This is a genomic window from Micromonospora sp. NPDC005298, assembly GCF_040607375.1.
Lineage (GTDB): Bacteria > Actinomycetota > Actinomycetes > Mycobacteriales > Micromonosporaceae > Micromonospora.
Genome location: NZ_JBEXGP010000011.1, coordinates 65,223 through 82,037, shown reverse-complemented (window position 1 = coordinate 82,037; position 16,815 = coordinate 65,223). Strand labels below are relative to the sequence as shown.

Genomic DNA, 16,815 nt, shown 5'->3' with positions numbered 1-16,815 from the left:
TGGTGGGGACGACGTCGGCCCGTGGGTCTATTGAGTCTACGTTAGGGAGGGGGACGCAAGGCCACTCAAGATTGATCACACCTTCCAGAGTCTGGGACGTGTAGTCTCGCGCGGTGGATCCGCTGCATCAGGACGTCTTCGACCGGTTGGAACGCTTCTACGACGCGGTGCCCCGCGACGTCGCCGCTGCCGAGGAACATGGCGCTCTGGTGCTGTTCGTCCGCGAAGGCGCCGGTTGGCCGTTCTACGCCCGGCCCCGCCTCGACGCCACCGAACCGCCGTCGCTCGCCGACGTGACAGCCGTACGCGAACGGCAACGGGAACTGGGCCTGCCCGAGGCCTTCGAATGGGTGCACGAGACCACGCCGCAACTCCTCGCGGTGGCCCGCTCGGCGGGGCTGAACGTGCTGGAGGCGCCACTGATGGTGCTCGACCCGGCCGCGCTGCCCGACCCGGCGACGCTCTCCGACGTACCGGTGCGGGTGGTGGCGGCGGACTCGCCCGACTTCGCCGCCGACGTGGCCGCCCGCCGGGCAGTCGCGGCCGTGGCGTTCGCCGCCGCCGGCACCGCGCGCGGCGAGGCCGGCCCGGCCGAACGAGACGCCGCCGTCACCGGGTTGGAGCTGGCCGCGCTGGAGGAGGAACGGGTCCGCATCGCCGACGGCCGACGGATCTCGGCGCTGGCCTGCACGGTCACCGAGGGCGCCCTGGCCAGCGGGATGGCCATGCGGGTCGACGACGTCGCGGAGATCGCCGGCGTGGCGACCCTCCCGGCCGCCCGACGGCGGGGCCTGGGTGCCGCGCTCACCGCCACCCTCGCCCGGGAACTGCTCACCGCCGGCACCGACCTGGTCTTCCTCTCCGCAGGCAGCGACGAGATCGCCCGCGTCTACCTGCGGGTCGGCTTCCGCCGCGTCGGCACCGCCTGCATCGCCGAGCCCGCCGCCCTGATCGGCTGACCCGGAGCGCGGGTCACGCCGGCGGACGCCACCCGGCGGCCGAGGCCGCCGCGCTGGAGAGCAGCCGCGAGTTGATCGTGCCGAGGGCGGCGTCGCGGGCACGCAACGCCAGCCGGCCGCGGGTCTGGAGCACCGCCGACATGCGTCGCGTCTGCCGGACCACGTTCGCCGCCCGCGGTCGGCGCACCCGGTCGTACGCCTGCACGGCGTCGGGCAGCCGGGCCTCGCGCAGCAGGGAGGCGAGCGTGGCGGCGTCCTCGAAGGCGAGGCAGGCGCCCTGCCCGAGGTGCGGCGGCATGGCGTGCGCCGCGTCACCGAGCAGCACCACACCACCCGGCCCGACACCGAAGCCGTACGCGCGGGGCAGCGGGCGCAGCTCGCGGACCTCCTGCTGCACCAGGTCGCTGGGGTCGGTGGCGTCGAGCAGCGCGCCGATCGGCTCCGGCCAGCCCGCGTACCAGCGGCGCAGCAGCGCCAACTGCGTCTCGGGTGGTTCCGGGCGGGGCGCTCCGGCGGCGGTGGCCACCCAGTAGATGCCGCCCCGGCTGGATCCCCCGGACGAGCCGCGTTCGCCCAGCGAGGCGGCCACGAACCGGTAGCCCGCGCCGAGGACCTCACCGGCGACCGGCTGGTCGGCGGGCAGCCGGGGTGCCCGGTACCAGGGGATGACGGCCCGCCAGGCGGCGCAGCCGGAGCTGACCACCCCGGACTCGGGGGCGAGCTGGCGGCGGATGCCGCTGTCCGTGCCGTCGGCGGCGACCACCAGGTCGGCCTCGATGGTGTGCCGGCCGTCGCTGACCGCCGGTCGCTGGCCTGGCTCGACCCGGACGTGTCGCACGGTCACCCCGGTGCGCAGCTCCACCCGGTCGCCGAGCCCGGCGATCAGCGTGTCGTGCAGATCCTCGCGGTGCACCACCACCGGCATCCGGTCGGCGGGGACGGGGCGGGGCTGCACCAGCCAGTGCCCGTCCGGCCGGCGGACCCCGCCGTCGGGCAGCGGGGTGGCGATGGCGGCCAGGCCGGCACCGAGGCCGAGTGCCTGCAGGGCGCGTACGCCGTTGGGCCACAGCACCACGGCGGTCGGCTCGGGGCGTACCCGCTCGGCCCGCTCCAGCAGCGTGACCTGCCAGCCGGAGCGTGCCAGTGCGCTGGTGACCGCGAGGCCACCGACTCCGGCGCCGACCACCACCGCGCTTCGCATCGGTGCCGCCCCCGCTCAGCTGTCCCGGTCGACGGGACGCACGCCTGTGGCGTCGGCCCGGTCGTCGCGGGTCTGCGGCGTGCCGTCCGCCGGCCGGTCGCCGGTCGGGGCGTCGTCGGCCGCGTCGACCGATCCGTCGCCGGCCGGTCGGTCGTCGGCCGGTCGGTCGTCGTCACCGGCGGGTTCGGCCGGCGGGACGCCGGTGTCCCGCCAGGCGTCGTACTGCTCCTCGCTGACCACCCGGTAGCCCTCCGGGGCGGCGGTCCGCGCCGACGCCTCCCGCGCGGAGAGGTCGACCTGGGACAGGTCGGAGGTGCTCGTCGGCGTCGGCGTCGCCGCCGCGCCGAGCGGGATCAGGAACTCCTGGGGGCCGCGCACCCGGACGAAGTAGATCAACGCGCCGAGGAAGACCAGGGACGCGGTCCAGACGTTGAGGCGTACGCCGAGGATCTGGTTCGCCTCGTCGGTGCGCATCAGCTCGATCCAGAACCGGCCGACGGTGTAGCCCATCACGTACAGGGCGAACGCCCGGCCACGGCCGAGCTTCAGCCGGCGGTCGAGGACGAGGACCAGCGCGACCACGCCGAGGTTCCACAGCGCCTCGTACAGGAAGGTCGGTTGGTAGAGGCCCGGTTCGAGGATCGGCTGACCGGCGTCGTCACGCAGGGCGTGCCCGGGATTGTCCGGGTCCATCCGGTGGATCTCCAGACCCCACGGCAGGGTGGTCCGGCCGCCGAACAGCTCGTTGTTGAACCAGTTGCCGATCCGGCCGACCGCCTGCGCCAGCGGCAACCCCGGGGCCAGCGCGTCCGCCACCACACCGAACGGGATACCGAGCTGCCGCGCCGCGATGAAGGCGCCGACCGCGCCACCGGCGACCGCGCCCCAGATGCCGAGACCACCCTCCCAGATGGCGAACGCCTTCATCGGGTCGCCGCCCGCGCCGAAGTACTTCTCCGGCGAGGTGATCACGTGGTAGATCCGGGCGCCGATGATGCCGGCGGGCACCGCCCAGACGGCGATGTCGAGCACCGCGCCGGGTGCGACGCCGCGCTGACGCAGCCGCCGCTCGGTCACCCAGCAGGCCAGCACGATGCCGGCGATGATGCACAGCGCGTACGCCCGGATCGGGACCGGCCCGAGCTGCCAGACAGCGGTGCTGGGACTGGGCAGGGCCGCCTGGGGGGACAGCGAGGCGTAGGTCACGGGTGCACACGCTACCGCTGCGCACCCCCGAAGCGGCACCCCGGGCCGCCCTGCCGAGTTCCCGATGACTTCTGGTTTGCGCCGCCGTAGGCTCTTTGTCCATGAGCGCGCTCACCTGGGCGGTCGCCGCGGTCGTCACCGACGACACCGGACGGGTGCTGCTCTGCCGCCAGGGCCGGGGCGAGCGACGGTACGCGTTGCCCGGTGGGCGCCTGCGGCCGGCGGAGAGCCCGGTACGGGCGGCGCTGCGCGACATCCGCGCCGAGACCGGCTGGGAGATCGAGCTGGACGACCTGGTCGGGGTCTACCACCTTGCCGCGCCGGGCACGGCGACCACGCCGGCGGGTCGGGCCGGGCCGCTGCCGGACGTCCTGGTGCACGTGTTCCGGGCGCGGGTGGCGGGTGTCCGACCCGCCGCCGACCCGCCACCTGGTTGCCGGCTCTCCTGGCATCCGCCCACCGCGCTGCCCGAGGCGGTCACCCCGCTCACCCGGGCCGCCGTCGACGACGCGTCGGCCGGCCGCTCCGGTGTCCTGCGCGATGTCCCCTGGGCACCCGGCCCCGTCGACGTCGCGCCGCCGCCAGCGGCCCGCGCCGCCGGCGAGGGGTGGTCCGGAGTCGGGCAGCCACCGGAGCAACGCGGCGAGGTGGTGGATCCGTCCCTGCGCCCCTGACGGCACCGCGCCCACCCGACGATCCCGCCGTCGGTAGCGGCGCGCCGCACCGCCAGGCCGCATCCAGTTCAGCGGTATACCTGTGGGTCATAAATATGACTCACAGGTATACCGCTCACCAGAGCGACTCCCGTTGAAGGGCCGAGCTGAGCGGAGAACGGCTCAGCGGACCGGGTTGCGGACGCCCTCGGCCAGCTCGGCGCTGAGCGTGCGCAACGCCGCCAGCCCCTCGGCCTCGGACGACGCGTCGAGCACACAGCGGACCAGGGCGCTGCCCACGATCACGCCGTCGGCGTACCCGGCCACGGTGCCGGCCTGCGCCCCGGTGCCCACACCCAGGCCGACGCCGACCGGCAGGTCGGTGACCGCGCGGGTCCGGGAGACGAGCGTCGGGGCGGCGTCGGAGGTGTTCGTCCGCGCACCGGTCACCCCCATCACCGCGGTCGCGTACACGAAGCCACGGCAGTGCCGCACCGTCATCGCCAGGCGGGCGTCGGTGGACGACGGGGAGACCAGGAACGTGCGGTCCAGCCCGTGCGCGTCCGAGGCGGCCAGCCACTCGTCGGCCTCGTCCGGGATGAGGTCGGGGGTGATCAGACCGGTGCCGCCGGCGGACGCGAGGTCACGGGCGAACACGTCCACGCCGTACCGCTCGACCGGGTTCCAGTAGGTCATGGTGACCACCGGGGCGCCGGTGGCCGCCACCGCCTCGATGACGCGCATCGTGTCCGCGGTGCGTACGCCCCCGGCCAGCGCGATGTCACTGGCCTTCTGGATGACCGGGCCGTCCATCACCGGGTCCGAGTACGGGATCTCGACCTCGATGACGTCCACGCCGGCCTCGACCATCGCGGTCATCGCCGCGATGCTGCCCTCGACAGTGGGGAACCCGGCAGGCATGCAGCCGACCAGCAACGCGCGTCCGTCGGCCCGGGCCTTGTCGAAGGCCACCCCGATCCGGCTCATCTCACCGCTCCTTGTCGAGGATGCCGAAGTAGTCCCCGGCGGTGTGCACGTCCTTGTCGCCCCGCCCGGAGAGGTTGACCACGATGGTGGGCTCCCGGCCCAGCTCGGCGGCGAGCTTCGGGGCCAACGTGAGGGTGCCGGCGAGCGCGTGCGCGCTCTCGATCGCCGGGATGATCCCCTCGGTGCGGCAGAGCAGCTCGAACGCGGCCATCGCCTCGTCGTCGGTGACCGGCAGGTAGGTGGCCCGGCCGCTGTCGTGCAGCCAGGCGTGCTCCGGCCCGACGCCCGGGTAGTCCAGGCCGGCGGAGATCGAGTGCGACTCCAGCGTCTGCCCGTCGGCGTCCTGGAGCACGTAGGTGCGAGCACCGTGCAGCACGCCGGCCGACCCACCGGTGATGCTGGCCGCGTGCCGGGTGGTGGTCACGCCGTCGCCGCCGGCCTCGAAGCCGTACAGCCGCACGGACTCGTCGGGAACGAACGCGTGGAAGATGCCGAGCGCGTTGGAGCCGCCACCGACGCAGGCGGTGACCGCGTCCGGCAGCCCGCCGGTCAGGTCGAGGCACTGCTGGCGGGCCTCGTCACCGATGCCCCGCACGAAGTCCCGCACCATCGCCGGGAACGGGTGCGGCCCCGCGGCGGTGCCGATCAGGTAGTGCGTCTCGTCGACGTTCGCCACCCAGTCGCGCATCGCCTCGTTCATCGCGTCCTTGAGGGTGCGCGAGCCGTTGGTGACCGGTACGACCGTGGCGCCGAGCATCCGCATCCGGGCCACGTTGAGGGCCTGCCGCTCGGTGTCGACCTGGCCCATGTAGACCACGCACTCGAGGTCGAACAGGGCGGCTGCGGTCGCGGTGGCCACACCGTGCTGGCCGGCGCCGGTCTCGGCGATCACCCGGGTCTTGCCCATCCGCTTGGTGAGCAGCGCCTGGCCGAGGACGTTGCGCACCTTGTGCGCGCCGGTGTGGTTGAGATCCTCCCGCTTGAGCAGCACCCGGGCGCCGACCTTCGCGGAGAACCGACGGGCCTCGTAGAGCAGCGACGGCGTACCCGCGTAGTCACGCAGCAACGCGGCGAACTCGGCCTGGAAGGACTCGTCCGCGATCGCCGTACGCCACGCCCCGTCGAGCTCGTCCAGCGCGGCCACCAGGGCCTCGGGAACGAACCGACCGCCGAAGCGGCCGAAGTGGCCGGCGGAGTCGGGCTGCGGGCCGGCCACCGGGGCCAGCGCGTCGGCGCTCATCGGAAATCCTCTCGGTGGGGCGTCACACCGGCGCGGGGTCAGCGCACCGGCCGGGGCGTCGCCGGGTGGTTGCCGGCGTTCACCAGTTCGGCGACCGCCTCGCGGGGGCTCTTCTGGGTGACCAGGCCCTCGCCGACCAGGACCGCGTCGGCGCCCGCCGAGGCGTACCGGATCAGGTCGTGCGGGCCACGGACGCCCGACTCCGCGATCTTGACGACGCTGCTGGGCAGGCCGGGCGCGATCCGCTCGAACACCGACCGGTCGACCTCAAGGGTACGCAGGTCACGGGCGTTGACCCCGATCACCCGCGCGCCGGCCTCCAGGGCCCGGTCGGCCTCCTCCTCGTCGTGGACCTCGACGAGGGCGGTCATGCCCAGCGACTCGATCCGCTCCAGCAGGCCCATCAGCACGTTCTGCTCGAGGGCGGCGACGATCAGCAGGACCAGGTCGGCGCCGTGCGCGCGGGCCTCGTGGATCTGGTAACTGGAGACCACGAAGTCCTTGCGCAGCACCGGCACGGTGACCGCCGCCCGGACGGCCGCCAGGTCGTCGAGCGAACCGCCGAACCAGCGCCCCTCGGTCAGCACGCTGATCGCACGGGCGCCACCGGCCGCGTAGTCGACGGCGAGGTCGGCCGGGTCGGCGATCTCGGCCAGCCGGCCCTTGGACGGCGACGAGCGCTTCACCTCGGCGATCACCGCGACGCCCGGCTTGCGCAGGGCGGCGTACGCGTCCAGCGGCGGCGGTGCCGCCGCGGCCAGCTCACGGATCCGCTCCAGCGGAACCTGCTCCTGGCGTCGGGCGACGTCCTCGCGGACGCCGGCCAGGATCTCGTCGAGCACGCTTACGGACGCTGCCTGACCGGCGTCGTCCCCCTCCGCGTGCGCATGCTCAGCAGTCACCAACGGACTCCCCTCTCCGGGTGTCATGGGCCGATGCTAGGGGCAGAGGACCGACGCCGGACGCCGGGGGTATGGCGCTGCTCACGAAAAGGCCTGCGGCATAATGGCCGACCTGCCGTGAACGGGATGTCACGCAGCGCCACCTCCGCCATCGATCGTCGTCACACGGCGGCGCTCGGCGCTCGCGTCCGGGCCGGGCCGATCCACCGATCATGCCACCGACCCCGGTCCGCCGCTCGGCGGCAACGACCTCAGTCGATTCTGTGAGCAAGCTCAAGGCCTAACGGCCCATCCCTGGTCGGGGCCGGGACGGGACAGTTGACCGGGCGGTCACCCCGGCGAAACGTCAGCCGGTCAGCATCGTCCTCGGGCAGACTCGATGACGCGCCTGCCCCGACCGTCGTCAACTCCTCGTGCGAGGTGACCGTGAACATTGCCGAGCCGACCCCGAGCATCGGGCTGACCACCATCTCGCGGACCGTGGCGTCGCTCGCGGTCGGCGTCGTGCACACGCTGGAACGGGCCGTCGTCGGCGAGGGCCGGATGCGCACCGCTCGCGGAAACGCCTGGGAGGCGGTCTGCGCGGACCGGGCCCGCGCCGACAAGCGCGCCGAACTGGACCGCCTGGTGGCCGAGCTGACCGCCGCGCGAGCCGCCGCCCGCCGGGCGCAGCGGGAGCGTCAGCCGGTCGGCTGACCCCGTCCGGCGACGGGCGGCGGCGGCCTCAGCCGGCTGTCGGGTCCTCGCCCCGGTCCAGCGCGTCCCACGCCTCGGTGGTCCGACGACCGGCCATCGGCGCGGACGAGGCCGCCGGCCCGGCCGGCGCGCTGTCCGCTACCGTCCGTGACGGCCGTTCGTACCGCGCGCCCATCGCCGGCCAGCCACCGCCGCGCAGCGCCGTCCACCCCCCGCCGGCGGCCGCGAGCAGGCCGCCGAGCAGGCAGAGAGCGGGCCACTGCCGGCTCACCTCCGCGTCGAGGTCGGCGACCAGGCCGTACCCGCCTCCGGCCGCCACGGCCAACCCGAGCACACCGAGCAGCCCGCCGAGCAGACGCCGCACCCGGCCCCGGGTCGCCAGCAACGCGCCGCCGCCGGCCAGCGTCACCAGGGCCAGCGCCGGAAGCCAGGGCAGCAGGGCCGCGCCGCTGCGGGCTTCCCGCACGGGCGGCAGCGGCGCCGCACGCTCGGTCAGCTCCAGCGACCAGCTCCGGGTCGCCGCCCACAGCGCCAGACCCGCGCCGGCCAGACAGAGCAGCACGGCGTACGTCAGCTCGCGCCGCCCTGCCCCGGACCGCCCGCCACCGTCCGCGCTCATCGGGCCGGCCGCAACGTCTCCGCGGCGGCGATCGCCGCCAGCACGGCGGCTGCCTTGTTCCGGGTCTCCTGGTCCTCGGCGGCCGGGTCCGAGTCGGCGACCACGCCCGCGCCGGCCTGTACGTAGGCGCGGCCGTCGCGGATCAGCGCGGTCCGGATGGCGATCGCCATGTCCAGGTCACCACCGAAGCCGACGTAGCCGACGGTGCCGCCGTACACACCACGGCGTACCGGCTCCAACTCCTCGATGATCTCCATCGCCCGCACCTTCGGGGCACCGGAGAGGGTGCCGGCCGGGAAGGTCGCGGCGAGCGCGTCGAACGCGTTCTGGTCGTCACGCAGCGTGCCGGTCACCGTGGAGACGATGTGCATCACGTGGCTGTACCGCTCGATGGTCGCGAACTCGGGCACCTCGACGCTGCCCGGCCGGCACACCCGGCCCAGGTCGTTACGGCCCAGGTCGACGAGCATCACGTGCTCGGCCCGTTCCTTCGGGTCGGCGAGCAGCTCGGCGGCGAGCGCCGCGTCGGCGGCCGGGGTGCCGCCGCGGGGCCGGGTGCCGGCGATCGGGTGCAGCAGGGCCCGGCGCTGACCGTCCGCGCCCGCGGTGACCTTGAGGTGCGCCTCCGGCGACGAGCCGACGATGTCGAAGCCGTCGAAGCGCAGCAGGTACATGTACGGGCTGGGGTTGCTGGTGCGCAGCACCCGGTAGACGTCGAGCGGATCGGCGTGGGTGGACCGTTCGAAACGCTGCGACAGCACGATCTGGAAGCACTCGCCGGCCCGGATCGCCTCCTTGGCCGCCTCCACCGCCTTCGGGTAGCCACCGTCGGGCGTACGGCAGGACACCTCGCCGGCCGGCGGACGCTCGACCGTGGAGATCATCGGCGGGATGGGCCGGGACAGCGCGGTGGTCATCGCGTCGAGCCGGCCCACCGCGTGGTGGTACGCGGCGGTGACCTGCGCCTCGCGGTCCGGGGCGTCCAGCGGCGGCAGCAGCGCGTTGGCGACCAGGATCGCCGAGCCGTCGTAGTGGTCGAGCACCACCAGGTCGGTGGCGAGCATCATGCCCAGCTCCGGTACACCCAGGTCGTCCTCGACCAGCTCGGGCAGCCGCTCGAAGCGGCGCACCAGGTCGTAGCCGAGGTAGCCGACCATGCCCCCGGTCAGCGGCGGCAGCCCGTCGGCGGGGTCGGCGACCGGGCCGGCGAGCGCCGCGACGGTCTCCCGGAGCATCCGCACCGGGTCGCCTTCGGTGGGCAGCCCCGCCGGCGGCTGACCGAGCCACGACGCCACACCGCCGCGCTCGACGAGCGTGGCGCTGCTGCGCACGCCGATGAACGAGTACCGCGACCAGGCCATGCCGGCCGAGCCGACGCCCTGTTCGGCCGACTCCAGCAGGAACGTGCCGGGCCCGCCGGCCAGCTTGCGGTACACCCCCACCGGGGTCTCCGCGTCGGCCAGCAACCGCCGGGTGACCGGCACCACCCGCCAGCGGGCGGCCAGCTCGGTGAAGGTGGCCAGGTCGGGGCTCACCGCGCCGTCCGTCATGTGTCGGCCCCCGTCCCCGTCACCGGCAGCTCGGTGAAGAAGCACGTCCGGTGCCCGGTGTGGCAGGCGGCGCCGACCTGGTCCACGCTGACCAGCAGCGCGTCGCCGTCGCAGTCCAGGGCGACCGAGCGGACGTACTGGTGGTGCCCGGAGGTGGCGCCCTTGACCCAGTACTCGCGGCGGCTGCGCGACCAGTAGGTGGCCCGGCCGGTGGTGAGGGTGCGGTGCAGCGCCTCGTCGTCCATCCAGGCGACCATCAGCACCTCACCGGAGTCGTGCGCGCGGACCACGGCGGCGACCAGGCCGTCGGCGGTGCGACGCAGCCGGGCCGCGATGGCCGGGTCGAGCCGGGAGGGACGGGCCGGCGAGGACGCGTCCGGGCCGCTCGGATCGCTGGGGACGCCGGTTACCGGCGAGTCAGGTACGGGCACAGTGACCCATTGTCCCGCACGCGGGGCGGGGACCGGCGACCGCTCCCGCCGGGGGCCGGCGGGCCGGGCCAGTTGGGCGACGTAGCGCTCCAGCCGCCCGTCGACCAGGGCGTCGGCCAGGTCGGTGCCGGCGGTCTCGGCGATCTCCTCGGCGTACGGGCGGACCAGCGGCAGCGTGCCGGTGACCAGCCGCACGGCGGCGGCCCAGAGCTGCCCGGTCGAGCCGGGGCGCAGCCCGAGGCAGAGCAGCATGTCCTCGCGGTAGCCGGGCGGGGCGACCGGCAGTTCCAGGGCGGCCGCGAAGGCCGCCCGGCGGGAGAACACCCGCACCGACGGGTTGGCCGGGCGCAGCACCGACGGGCAGAGCCGGGCCAGGTCGGCGACGGCGAGTCGGACGCCGAGCCGGTCGTCGGCGGCCCGCGCGGCGGCGGCCTTGCCCAGCGCGGCGATCATCTCCTCCAGCCGGGGCGGTTCGGCCGGCTGGCAGAGCACCGGCAGGTCGATCCGGGGCCGCCAGTGCGGGTCGGCCCAGAGCAGCCGCGCCGGCGCGGTGACCGGCAGCCCGAACGCCCAGTCCGCGGGCTCGCCGAGCCGGTGCACCCAGGAGCGGACGTCCCGGGCGGCCACCGACACGTGGGTCAGCCGGCCGGCGGATTCGGCCAGGTACGCGCGTCGGGCGGCGTACGGGGCGCCGCCGACCAGCACGTCGAGGTCGACATCGCTGTGTGCGGTGGCTGTCCGGCGGGCGTGACTGCCGCGCAGGAGGATGCCGACGACCGGGCGCTCGGCGGCCTGCCGCAGCCGCGCGGCCCAGTCTTCGAGAAAACCGCTGTTCGGTAACGGAGCGTGACCCACCGCGCCATCGTGCCGTACGCCCGATCGGCGCGCAATGCCCGATGCCGGACCTGCTGTCCGGTCCGGAGGCTGTTGCCCGTTGTAGCACTCACCGCCACGGGACGTCCAGGTCTCCGGGTCATCGACAGTTGCGCCGGAGGCGGAATCTCATCTAGCGTTGAGTTCATCAGTCGTTGAGTTTCCGGAGGTGCGTGATGGGCGACGCGATAGCCGTCCGTGACCTGGTCGTCGACCGGGGCGGGCGGCGGGTGCTGGACGGCATCACCTGCACGGTCACCCGGGGCGCCGTCACCGGGCTGCTCGGCCCCAGCGGCAGCGGTAAGACGACCTTCCTGCGGGCGGTCGTCGGGGTGCAGGTGGTCACCGGCGGCACGATCACCGTCCTGGACCAGCCGGCCGGCGCCCCCGCCCTGCGGCACCGGGTGGGTTACCTGACCCAGGCGCCGAGCGTCTACGCCGACCTGACCGTGCGGGAGAACGCCCGCTACTTCGCGGCCCTGCACGGGCGCGGGCGCGCCGAGGCCGACCGGGCGGTCAGCGACGTGGGGCTGGCCGGAGCGGCCGGCCAACTGGTCGCCACCCTGTCCGGCGGCCAGCGCAGCCGGGCCTCCCTGGCCTGCGCGCTGGTCGGCGACCCGGAGCTGGTCATCCTCGACGAGCCGACCGTCGGTCAGGACCCGGTGCTGCGGGCCGACCTGTGGGCCCGGTTCCACGCCATGGCGGCGGCCGGCACCACCCTGCTGGTGTCCAGCCACGTGATGGACGAGGCGGCCCGCTGCGACCGCCTGCTGCTGATCCGGGAGGGCCGGCTGATCGCCGACGACAGCCCGGCCGCGATCCGCGCCGCCGCCGGTGTGGACGACCTCGACGAGGCGTTCCTGCGGCTGATCCGGGCCGGGGCGGCACGCGCCGGAGGTGCCTCGTGAACGCCCGCATCCTGGCCGCCACCACCTCGCGCATCCTGCGCCAGCTCCGGCACGACCGGCGCACCATCGCGCTGCTCGTGGCGGTGCCCGCCGTCCTGCTCACCCTGGTCTACTTCATGTACGCCGACCAGCCGACCCCACCGGGCGCGCCGTCGACGTTCGACCGGGTCGCGTTGGTGATGCTCGGCATCTTCCCCTTCGTGATCATGTTCCTGGTGACCAGCATCGCCATGCTCCGGGAGCGCACCTCCGGCACCCTGGAGCGGCTGCTCACGACCCCGCTGGGCAAGCTGGACCTGCTGTTCGGCTACGGCATCGCGTTCGGGCTGGCCGCCGCGGTGCAGGCGGCGGTCGCCGCAGCGGTCGCGTACTGGGTCTTCGACCTGGACACCGCCGGCAGCAGCGCTCTGGTGATCGGGATCGCGGTCCTCGACGCGGTGCTCGGTGTGGCCCTCGGGTTGTTCTGCAGCGCCTTCGCCCGCACCGAGTTCCAGGCAGTACAGTTCCTGCCGGTCGTGGTGATCCCCCAACTGCTGCTGTGCGGGCTGTTCGTGGCCCGCGACCAGATGGCCGGCTGGCTCCAGGCGCTCAGTGACGCCTTCCCCCTGTCGTACGCCGTCGAGGCGTTGCAGGAGGTCGGCGCCAACGCCGAGCCGACCGGCCGGATGTGGCGGGACGTGACTGTGGTGTTCGGCGCCGCGGTGCTGGCGCTCGTGCTCGCGGCGGCCACCCTGCGTCGGCGCAGCGGCTGACCGGCGACCTCGGCGGGACGAACGAAGGGCGGCGATGACGCGGCGGACGGGCCGGAGACCCGGCAACCCGGACACCCGGGAGTCGATCCTCGACGCGGCGCGGACGACGTTCGCCGAGCGTGGCTTCGACGCCGCGTCGATCCGCGCCATCGCCGGCACGGCCGGGGTCGATCCGGCGCTGGTGCACCACTACTTCGGCAGCAAGGACCAGCTCTTCCTGGCCGCGATGAACTTCCCGGCCGACCCCGGTCAGCTGGTGCCGAAGGTGCTCGCCGGCGACCGGGACGGCGTCGGCGAGCGCATGGTGCGCATCTTCCTCGGCGTGTGGGACTCCCCGGCCGGCAGCGCCGGGGTGGCGCTGCTGCGCTCGGCGGTGAGCAACGAGTGGACCGCGCGGCTGCTGCGCGAGTTCGTCACGACGCAGGTGCTGCGCCGGGTGCTCGAACAGCTGGACGTCGAGCCGGCCCAGCTGCCGCTGCGCGGCTCGCTGGTGGCCACCCAGATGATCGGGCTTGCCATAATGCGGCACGTGGTACGGCTGGAGCCGGTCGCCTCCGCGGACGCGGAGACGCTCGTCGCGGCCGTCGGCCCGACCGTGCAGCGCTACCTCACCGGCCCCCTGTCGACCTAGCCCGCAGGCGCGGCGGCCCCGGGACGGGCCGGCTCGCCGGTTCGCGGGGTTGAACGCCGCCGAGTTGGAGATCGTAGGGGGGTCCGTCCTCGACACAGCCCAGGAGCATCACCATGAGCCAATCGCCGAAACCCGTGCTGCGGGCCATCGGGCAGGCGTCCCTCGGCGCGGTGCTGCTGAGCACCGGCGTAGGTCACCTGACGACGAAGCGGCGCGAGTTCCGGGCACAGGTGCCCTCCTGGCTGCCGGTCGACGTCGACAAGGTCGTCGTCGTGTCCGGTGTCGCCGAGATCGTGCTGGGGTCGGCGCTGCTGGCGACGTGGCGCCAGCCCGCCCGCCGGCTGCTCGGCACGGCGGTCGCCGGCTTCTTCGTCGGGGTCTTTCCCGGCAACATCGCCCAGTACGTCGAGCGCCGCGACGGCTTCGGGCTGGACACCGACCGCAAGCGGGCGCTGCGCCTGCTCGGTCAGCCGGCGCTCGTCGCGTGGGCGCTGAGCGCGACCCGCGACCGGTCCCGCTGACGGCGCGTACGGCGGGCCGCCCGGTGCCGGTGAGGGCTCAGGAGGGCGGTCGCGCCCCGGTCAGGCGGCGCAGCGGCGGCAGCAGGCCGGCCAGCTCGTCGGGATCGGTCACGGGGCACGGGAAGGCGAGCCGGACCCGACGCCGGGCGCCGGCGCGGCCGAGTGCCACCACCAGCCCGTACCTGTCGATGCGCACCACCCGGGGTGGCCCGTCCGGCGTCTGCCCGGTCAGGCCGAGCTGCCGACGCAGGTAGTCGGTCATCTCGGGGGCGTCGCGTTCGGCGAGGTCGGCCAGCAGGCGCGCCTCGACCGGGTGCACCGGGTCGGGTTCCGCCTCGGCGTACTCCCCGGGGTCGATCCGCCGCACGGCGCCGGCGCGTTCCCAGCGGACCTCGACCACCTCGAAGCGGTACAGCCGGAACCGGGTGCCCAGGTCGAGCAGGTCACCGGTCGGGTCGACGGCGGCGAAGTCGACAGCCGCGCGTCGGGCCTCGTCGCCGCGCAGCTCGGCGGCCCAGCCGGAGACCCAGGCCCGGCCCAGGGCGGGCGCTCCGGCGGCGGGCGGCAGGTCGAGCACGTCGAGGACCACCGCGATGTCGCTGCCGCCGGCCGGCGGTTGCAGCGCGGCGGCCAGGTGGCTGGCGACCGGCACCAGCAGCAGCACCCGCCCGTCCGGGTCGGTCACGTGTCGGGCGTGGTGCGGGCCGGGCCGGTGGGCGAGGTGGACGAGACCGGGCAGGCGGCCGGCGACGAGGGTACGAACGATCTCGGCGGGGTTGGGCCGCATGGCGCGACTCCTTCTGAGGTTAGGCTTACCTAATCCGGAGCCTAGAGCACCTGACCGGAGACGTCCACCACATCGAGACGATCGTTTACCGGGTCTGCTCCAGCCAGGAGGCGTAGAGCAGGCCGTAGACCGAGTCCGCCTCACGGACCAGCTCGTCGTGCGGCCCGCGCTGCACCACCCGCCCCCGGTCCACCACGATCACCTCGTCGGCGGCCTGCGCCGTGGAGAGCCGGTGCGCGATGGCGAGCGTCGTCCGGCCCCGGGTGACCGCGTCCAGGGTGCGTTGCAGACGCACCTCCGTCGCCGGGTCCACCGCGCTCGTCGCCTCGTCCAGGACCAGCAGGTCCGGGTCGGCGACGTACGCCCGCGCCAACGCGACGAGCTGCCGCTCCCCGACGCTGAGCGCCTCACCCCGCTCGCCGACCGGCGTGTCCAGACCCGCCGGGAGACTCTCCAGCCAGTCCGACAGACCCAGCTCGGTGAAGGCGGCGGCGAGCTGCTCGTCGGTCAGCTCCGGCCGGGCGAAACGGACATTGTCCCCCACCGTCGCGTCGAAGAGGAAGCCGTCCTGCGGCACCATCACCACCCGGGAGCGCAGCGAGTCGAAGCGGACCTCCGACAGCGGCACCCCGGACAGCAGCACCGCCCCGGCCGACGGGTCCATCAGTCGGGTGAGCAGCTTGGCGAACGTGGTCTTGCCGCTGCCGGTCTCGCCGACCACCGCCACCCGGCTCTTCGCCGGGATCTCCAGGTCGATGTCGTGCAGCACCGGCGGGCCACCGGGGTACGCGAACCGCACCCCCGCGAAGCGGATGTCGAGCGGTCCGCCCGGCAGGTCCCGTCCCTGCTCCCCCGGGTCGGCCACGTCCGGGGCGACGTCGAGCACGTCAAGCACCCGACGCCAGCCCGCGATCGCGTTCTGCGCCTCGTTGAGCACCTCGGTGGCGATCTGCACCGGCTGGATGAAGAGCGTCACCAGGAAGAGGAACGCGGTCAGCTGGCCGATCGACAACGTGCCGTCCGCGCCGAGCGTCACACCGAGCACCACCACGCCGGCCAGCGCCAACCCGGCGGCCAGCTCACCGACCGAACTGCCCAGGATGCTGACCCGGATCGCCCGCTGCTGCGCCAGCCGCTGACTGTCGATGGCGTCGTCCAACCGCCGCGCGGTGCGCCCCGCGATGCCGTACGCCCGGATGACCGGCGCGGCGACCACACTCTCACCGATCGCGCCGAGCAGCGTGCCGGTGCGCTGACGCACCGTCGCGTACGCCGCGCCGAGGCGGCGTTGCAACCGCCGGATGATGAGCACCGCGGGCAGGAACGCGGCCAGCACCACGAGAGTCAACTGCCAGGAGTACGCCAGCATGACGGCGGTGGTGACCACCAGCTGACCGATGTTGACCACCAGGATCACCCCGCCCCACTGGAGGAACTGGGTGATCTGGTCGACGTCGCTGGTGACCCGGGAGACCAGCGATCCGCGCCGCTCCGACTGCTGGTGCAGCATCGACAGGTCGTGCACGTGCCGGAACGCCCGGGTGCGCACGTTCGCCAGCGCCGTCTCGCTGACCGTGAACAGCCGGCGCATCATCAGGTAGCCGCAGATCGTGGTGACCGTGAGGATCACCGCGGTGATCGCCACCACCGACCACACCACGTCCAGGTTCAGCCCGCCGACGATGCCGCGGTCGATGCCCTGCTGCACGGCGACCGGTACGGCCACCCGGCCGACCATGTAGACGAGCGCGAGGGCGAGCGTGGCGGCCAGCCCGGTCCGCAGCTCCGGCGAGAGCGCCAGGCCTCGGCGCAGGGTCTGCCAGGTCGTCTCTTCGCGCTCGTCCCGCTCGTCGTTCCTGACGCTCGTGCTCACCGGTCCGGCCTCTCGTTCGCGGCTGC

Annotated in this window: 17 protein-coding genes and 1 pseudogene; 7 read left to right on the top strand and 11 right to left on the bottom strand. The window is 74.2% G+C overall.

Annotated features, from left to right (window positions below):
- The first annotated feature begins 122 nt into the window (after nt 1-122).
- Complete coding sequence (locus ABZS77_RS17735) at nt 123-959, top strand: GNAT family N-acetyltransferase (protein ID WP_354823892.1); 837 nt, start codon at nt 123-125, stop codon at nt 957-959.
- Nucleotides 960-972: 13 nt separating this feature from the next.
- Here the strand turns inward: ABZS77_RS17735 and ABZS77_RS17730 are convergent, their stop codons facing one another.
- Together ABZS77_RS17730 and lgt are read right to left on the bottom strand one after the other, a co-directional pair.
- Nucleotides 973-2,160, bottom strand: coding sequence for an NAD(P)/FAD-dependent oxidoreductase (locus tag ABZS77_RS17730; RefSeq protein ID WP_354823749.1), 1,188 nt, complete (start codon nt 2,158-2,160; stop codon nt 973-975).
- Nucleotides 2,161-2,175: 15 nt separating this feature from the next.
- Entirely contained in the window at nt 2,176-3,366 is a 1,191-nt protein-coding gene (lgt, locus tag ABZS77_RS17725) for a prolipoprotein diacylglyceryl transferase (RefSeq protein WP_354823747.1), read from the bottom strand.
- 101 nt (nt 3,367-3,467) lie between these two features.
- Here lgt and ABZS77_RS17720 point away from each other — a divergent pair, with 101 nt between their 5' ends.
- Entirely contained in the window at nt 3,468-4,040 is a 573-nt protein-coding gene (locus ABZS77_RS17720) for an NUDIX domain-containing protein (protein ID WP_354823745.1), read from the top strand.
- A gap of 162 nt (nt 4,041-4,202) precedes the next feature.
- Here ABZS77_RS17720 and trpA read toward each other — a convergent pair whose 3' ends face one another.
- Genes trpA through trpC form a run of 3 tightly spaced genes read right to left on the bottom strand, consistent with a single transcriptional unit; the run spans nt 4,203 to nt 7,088 of the window.
- Nucleotides 4,203-5,006, bottom strand: a complete 804-nt coding sequence (trpA, locus tag ABZS77_RS17715) for a tryptophan synthase subunit alpha (RefSeq protein ID WP_354823743.1) — start codon at nt 5,004-5,006, stop codon at nt 4,203-4,205.
- A gap of 1 nt (nt 5,007) precedes the next feature.
- Nucleotides 5,008-6,246: a tryptophan synthase subunit beta gene (trpB, locus tag ABZS77_RS17710; protein ID WP_354823741.1), complete on the bottom strand. Its 1,239-nt coding sequence runs from the start codon at nt 6,244-6,246 to the stop codon at nt 5,008-5,010.
- Nucleotides 6,247-6,284: 38 nt separating this feature from the next.
- A complete protein-coding gene (gene trpC / locus ABZS77_RS17705) occupies nt 6,285-7,088 on the bottom strand; it encodes an indole-3-glycerol phosphate synthase TrpC (protein ID WP_354823890.1) in 804 nt (267 codons plus the stop codon).
- A gap of 486 nt (nt 7,089-7,574) precedes the next feature.
- On the opposite strand from trpC, the gene ABZS77_RS17700 reads away from it, so the two are divergent.
- A complete protein-coding gene (locus tag ABZS77_RS17700) occupies nt 7,575-7,844 on the top strand; it encodes a hypothetical protein (RefSeq protein WP_354823888.1) in 270 nt (89 codons plus the stop codon).
- A gap of 28 nt (nt 7,845-7,872) precedes the next feature.
- Here the strand turns inward: ABZS77_RS17700 and ABZS77_RS17695 are convergent, their stop codons facing one another.
- The 4 genes and pseudogenes from ABZS77_RS17695 to ABZS77_RS17680 form a co-directional block, all read right to left on the bottom strand.
- Entirely contained in the window at nt 7,873-8,463 is a 591-nt protein-coding gene (locus tag ABZS77_RS17695; protein ID WP_354823739.1) for a Trp biosynthesis-associated membrane protein, read from the bottom strand.
- The gene (locus tag ABZS77_RS17690; RefSeq protein WP_354823737.1) at nt 8,460-10,013 is read right to left on the bottom strand and encodes an anthranilate synthase component I; all 1,554 of its coding nucleotides are present in this window, start codon (nt 10,011-10,013) and stop codon (nt 8,460-8,462) included. The genes ABZS77_RS17695 and ABZS77_RS17690 overlap by 4 nt, the downstream gene beginning before the upstream one ends.
- Nucleotides 10,010-10,444, bottom strand: a complete 435-nt coding sequence (gene hisI / locus ABZS77_RS17685; protein WP_354823886.1) for a phosphoribosyl-AMP cyclohydrolase — start codon at nt 10,442-10,444, stop codon at nt 10,010-10,012. The genes ABZS77_RS17690 and hisI overlap by 4 nt, the downstream gene beginning before the upstream one ends.
- A gap of 168 nt (nt 10,445-10,612) precedes the next feature.
- Nucleotides 10,613-10,897, bottom strand: a pseudogene (locus ABZS77_RS17680) (phosphoribosyl-AMP cyclohydrolase); the annotation flags it as partial.
- 596 nt (nt 10,898-11,493) lie between these two features.
- Between ABZS77_RS17680 and ABZS77_RS17675 the strand changes: the two are divergent.
- From ABZS77_RS17675 to ABZS77_RS17660, 4 genes are all read left to right on the top strand, one after another.
- On the top strand, nt 11,494-12,225 hold the full coding sequence (locus ABZS77_RS17675; protein ID WP_354823735.1) for an ABC transporter ATP-binding protein: 732 nt from the start codon (nt 11,494-11,496) through the stop codon (nt 12,223-12,225).
- Nucleotides 12,222-12,977, top strand: a complete 756-nt coding sequence (locus tag ABZS77_RS17670; protein WP_354823733.1) for an ABC transporter permease — start codon at nt 12,222-12,224, stop codon at nt 12,975-12,977. The genes ABZS77_RS17675 and ABZS77_RS17670 overlap by 4 nt, the downstream gene beginning before the upstream one ends.
- 34 nt (nt 12,978-13,011) lie before the next feature.
- Complete coding sequence (locus tag ABZS77_RS17665) at nt 13,012-13,608, top strand: TetR family transcriptional regulator (protein ID WP_354823731.1); 597 nt, start codon at nt 13,012-13,014, stop codon at nt 13,606-13,608.
- A 113-nt stretch (nt 13,609-13,721) separates the two neighbouring features.
- The gene (locus ABZS77_RS17660; protein WP_354823729.1) at nt 13,722-14,129 is read left to right on the top strand and encodes a hypothetical protein; all 408 of its coding nucleotides are present in this window, start codon (nt 13,722-13,724) and stop codon (nt 14,127-14,129) included.
- A gap of 37 nt (nt 14,130-14,166) precedes the next feature.
- Here the strand turns inward: ABZS77_RS17660 and ABZS77_RS17655 are convergent, their stop codons facing one another.
- Both ABZS77_RS17655 and ABZS77_RS17650 read right to left on the bottom strand, forming a co-directional pair.
- The gene (locus tag ABZS77_RS17655) at nt 14,167-14,916 is read right to left on the bottom strand and encodes a DUF2470 domain-containing protein (RefSeq protein ID WP_354823727.1); all 750 of its coding nucleotides are present in this window, start codon (nt 14,914-14,916) and stop codon (nt 14,167-14,169) included.
- 85 nt (nt 14,917-15,001) lie between these two features.
- Entirely contained in the window at nt 15,002-16,789 is a 1,788-nt protein-coding gene (locus ABZS77_RS17650) for an ABC transporter ATP-binding protein (RefSeq protein WP_354823725.1), read from the bottom strand.
- Between the last annotated feature and the right edge of the window lie 26 nt (nt 16,790-16,815).

Bases quoted from the DNA above. Each gene is read 5' to 3' on its own strand.
- ABZS77_RS17730 (WP_354823749.1), bottom strand. From the start codon at position 2,160: ATGCGAAGCGCGGTGGTGGTCGGCGCCGGAGTCGGTGGCCTCGCGGTC.
- ABZS77_RS17720 (WP_354823745.1), top strand. From the start codon at position 3,468: ATGAGCGCGCTCACCTGGGCGGTCGCCGCGGTCGTCACCGACGACACC.
- trpA (WP_354823743.1), bottom strand. From the start codon at position 5,006: ATGAGCCGGATCGGGGTGGCCTTCGACAAGGCCCGGGCCGACGGACGC.
- trpB (WP_354823741.1), bottom strand. From the start codon at position 6,246: ATGAGCGCCGACGCGCTGGCCCCGGTGGCCGGCCCGCAGCCCGACTCC.
- ABZS77_RS17695 (WP_354823739.1), bottom strand. From the start codon at position 8,463: ATGAGCGCGGACGGTGGCGGGCGGTCCGGGGCAGGGCGGCGCGAGCTG.
- ABZS77_RS17690 (WP_354823737.1), bottom strand. From the start codon at position 10,013: ATGACGGACGGCGCGGTGAGCCCCGACCTGGCCACCTTCACCGAGCTG.
- ABZS77_RS17675 (WP_354823735.1), top strand. From the start codon at position 11,494: ATGGGCGACGCGATAGCCGTCCGTGACCTGGTCGTCGACCGGGGCGGG.
- ABZS77_RS17665 (WP_354823731.1), top strand. From the start codon at position 13,012: ATGACGCGGCGGACGGGCCGGAGACCCGGCAACCCGGACACCCGGGAG.
- ABZS77_RS17660 (WP_354823729.1), top strand. From the start codon at position 13,722: ATGAGCCAATCGCCGAAACCCGTGCTGCGGGCCATCGGGCAGGCGTCC.
- ABZS77_RS17655 (WP_354823727.1), bottom strand. From the start codon at position 14,916: ATGCGGCCCAACCCCGCCGAGATCGTTCGTACCCTCGTCGCCGGCCGC.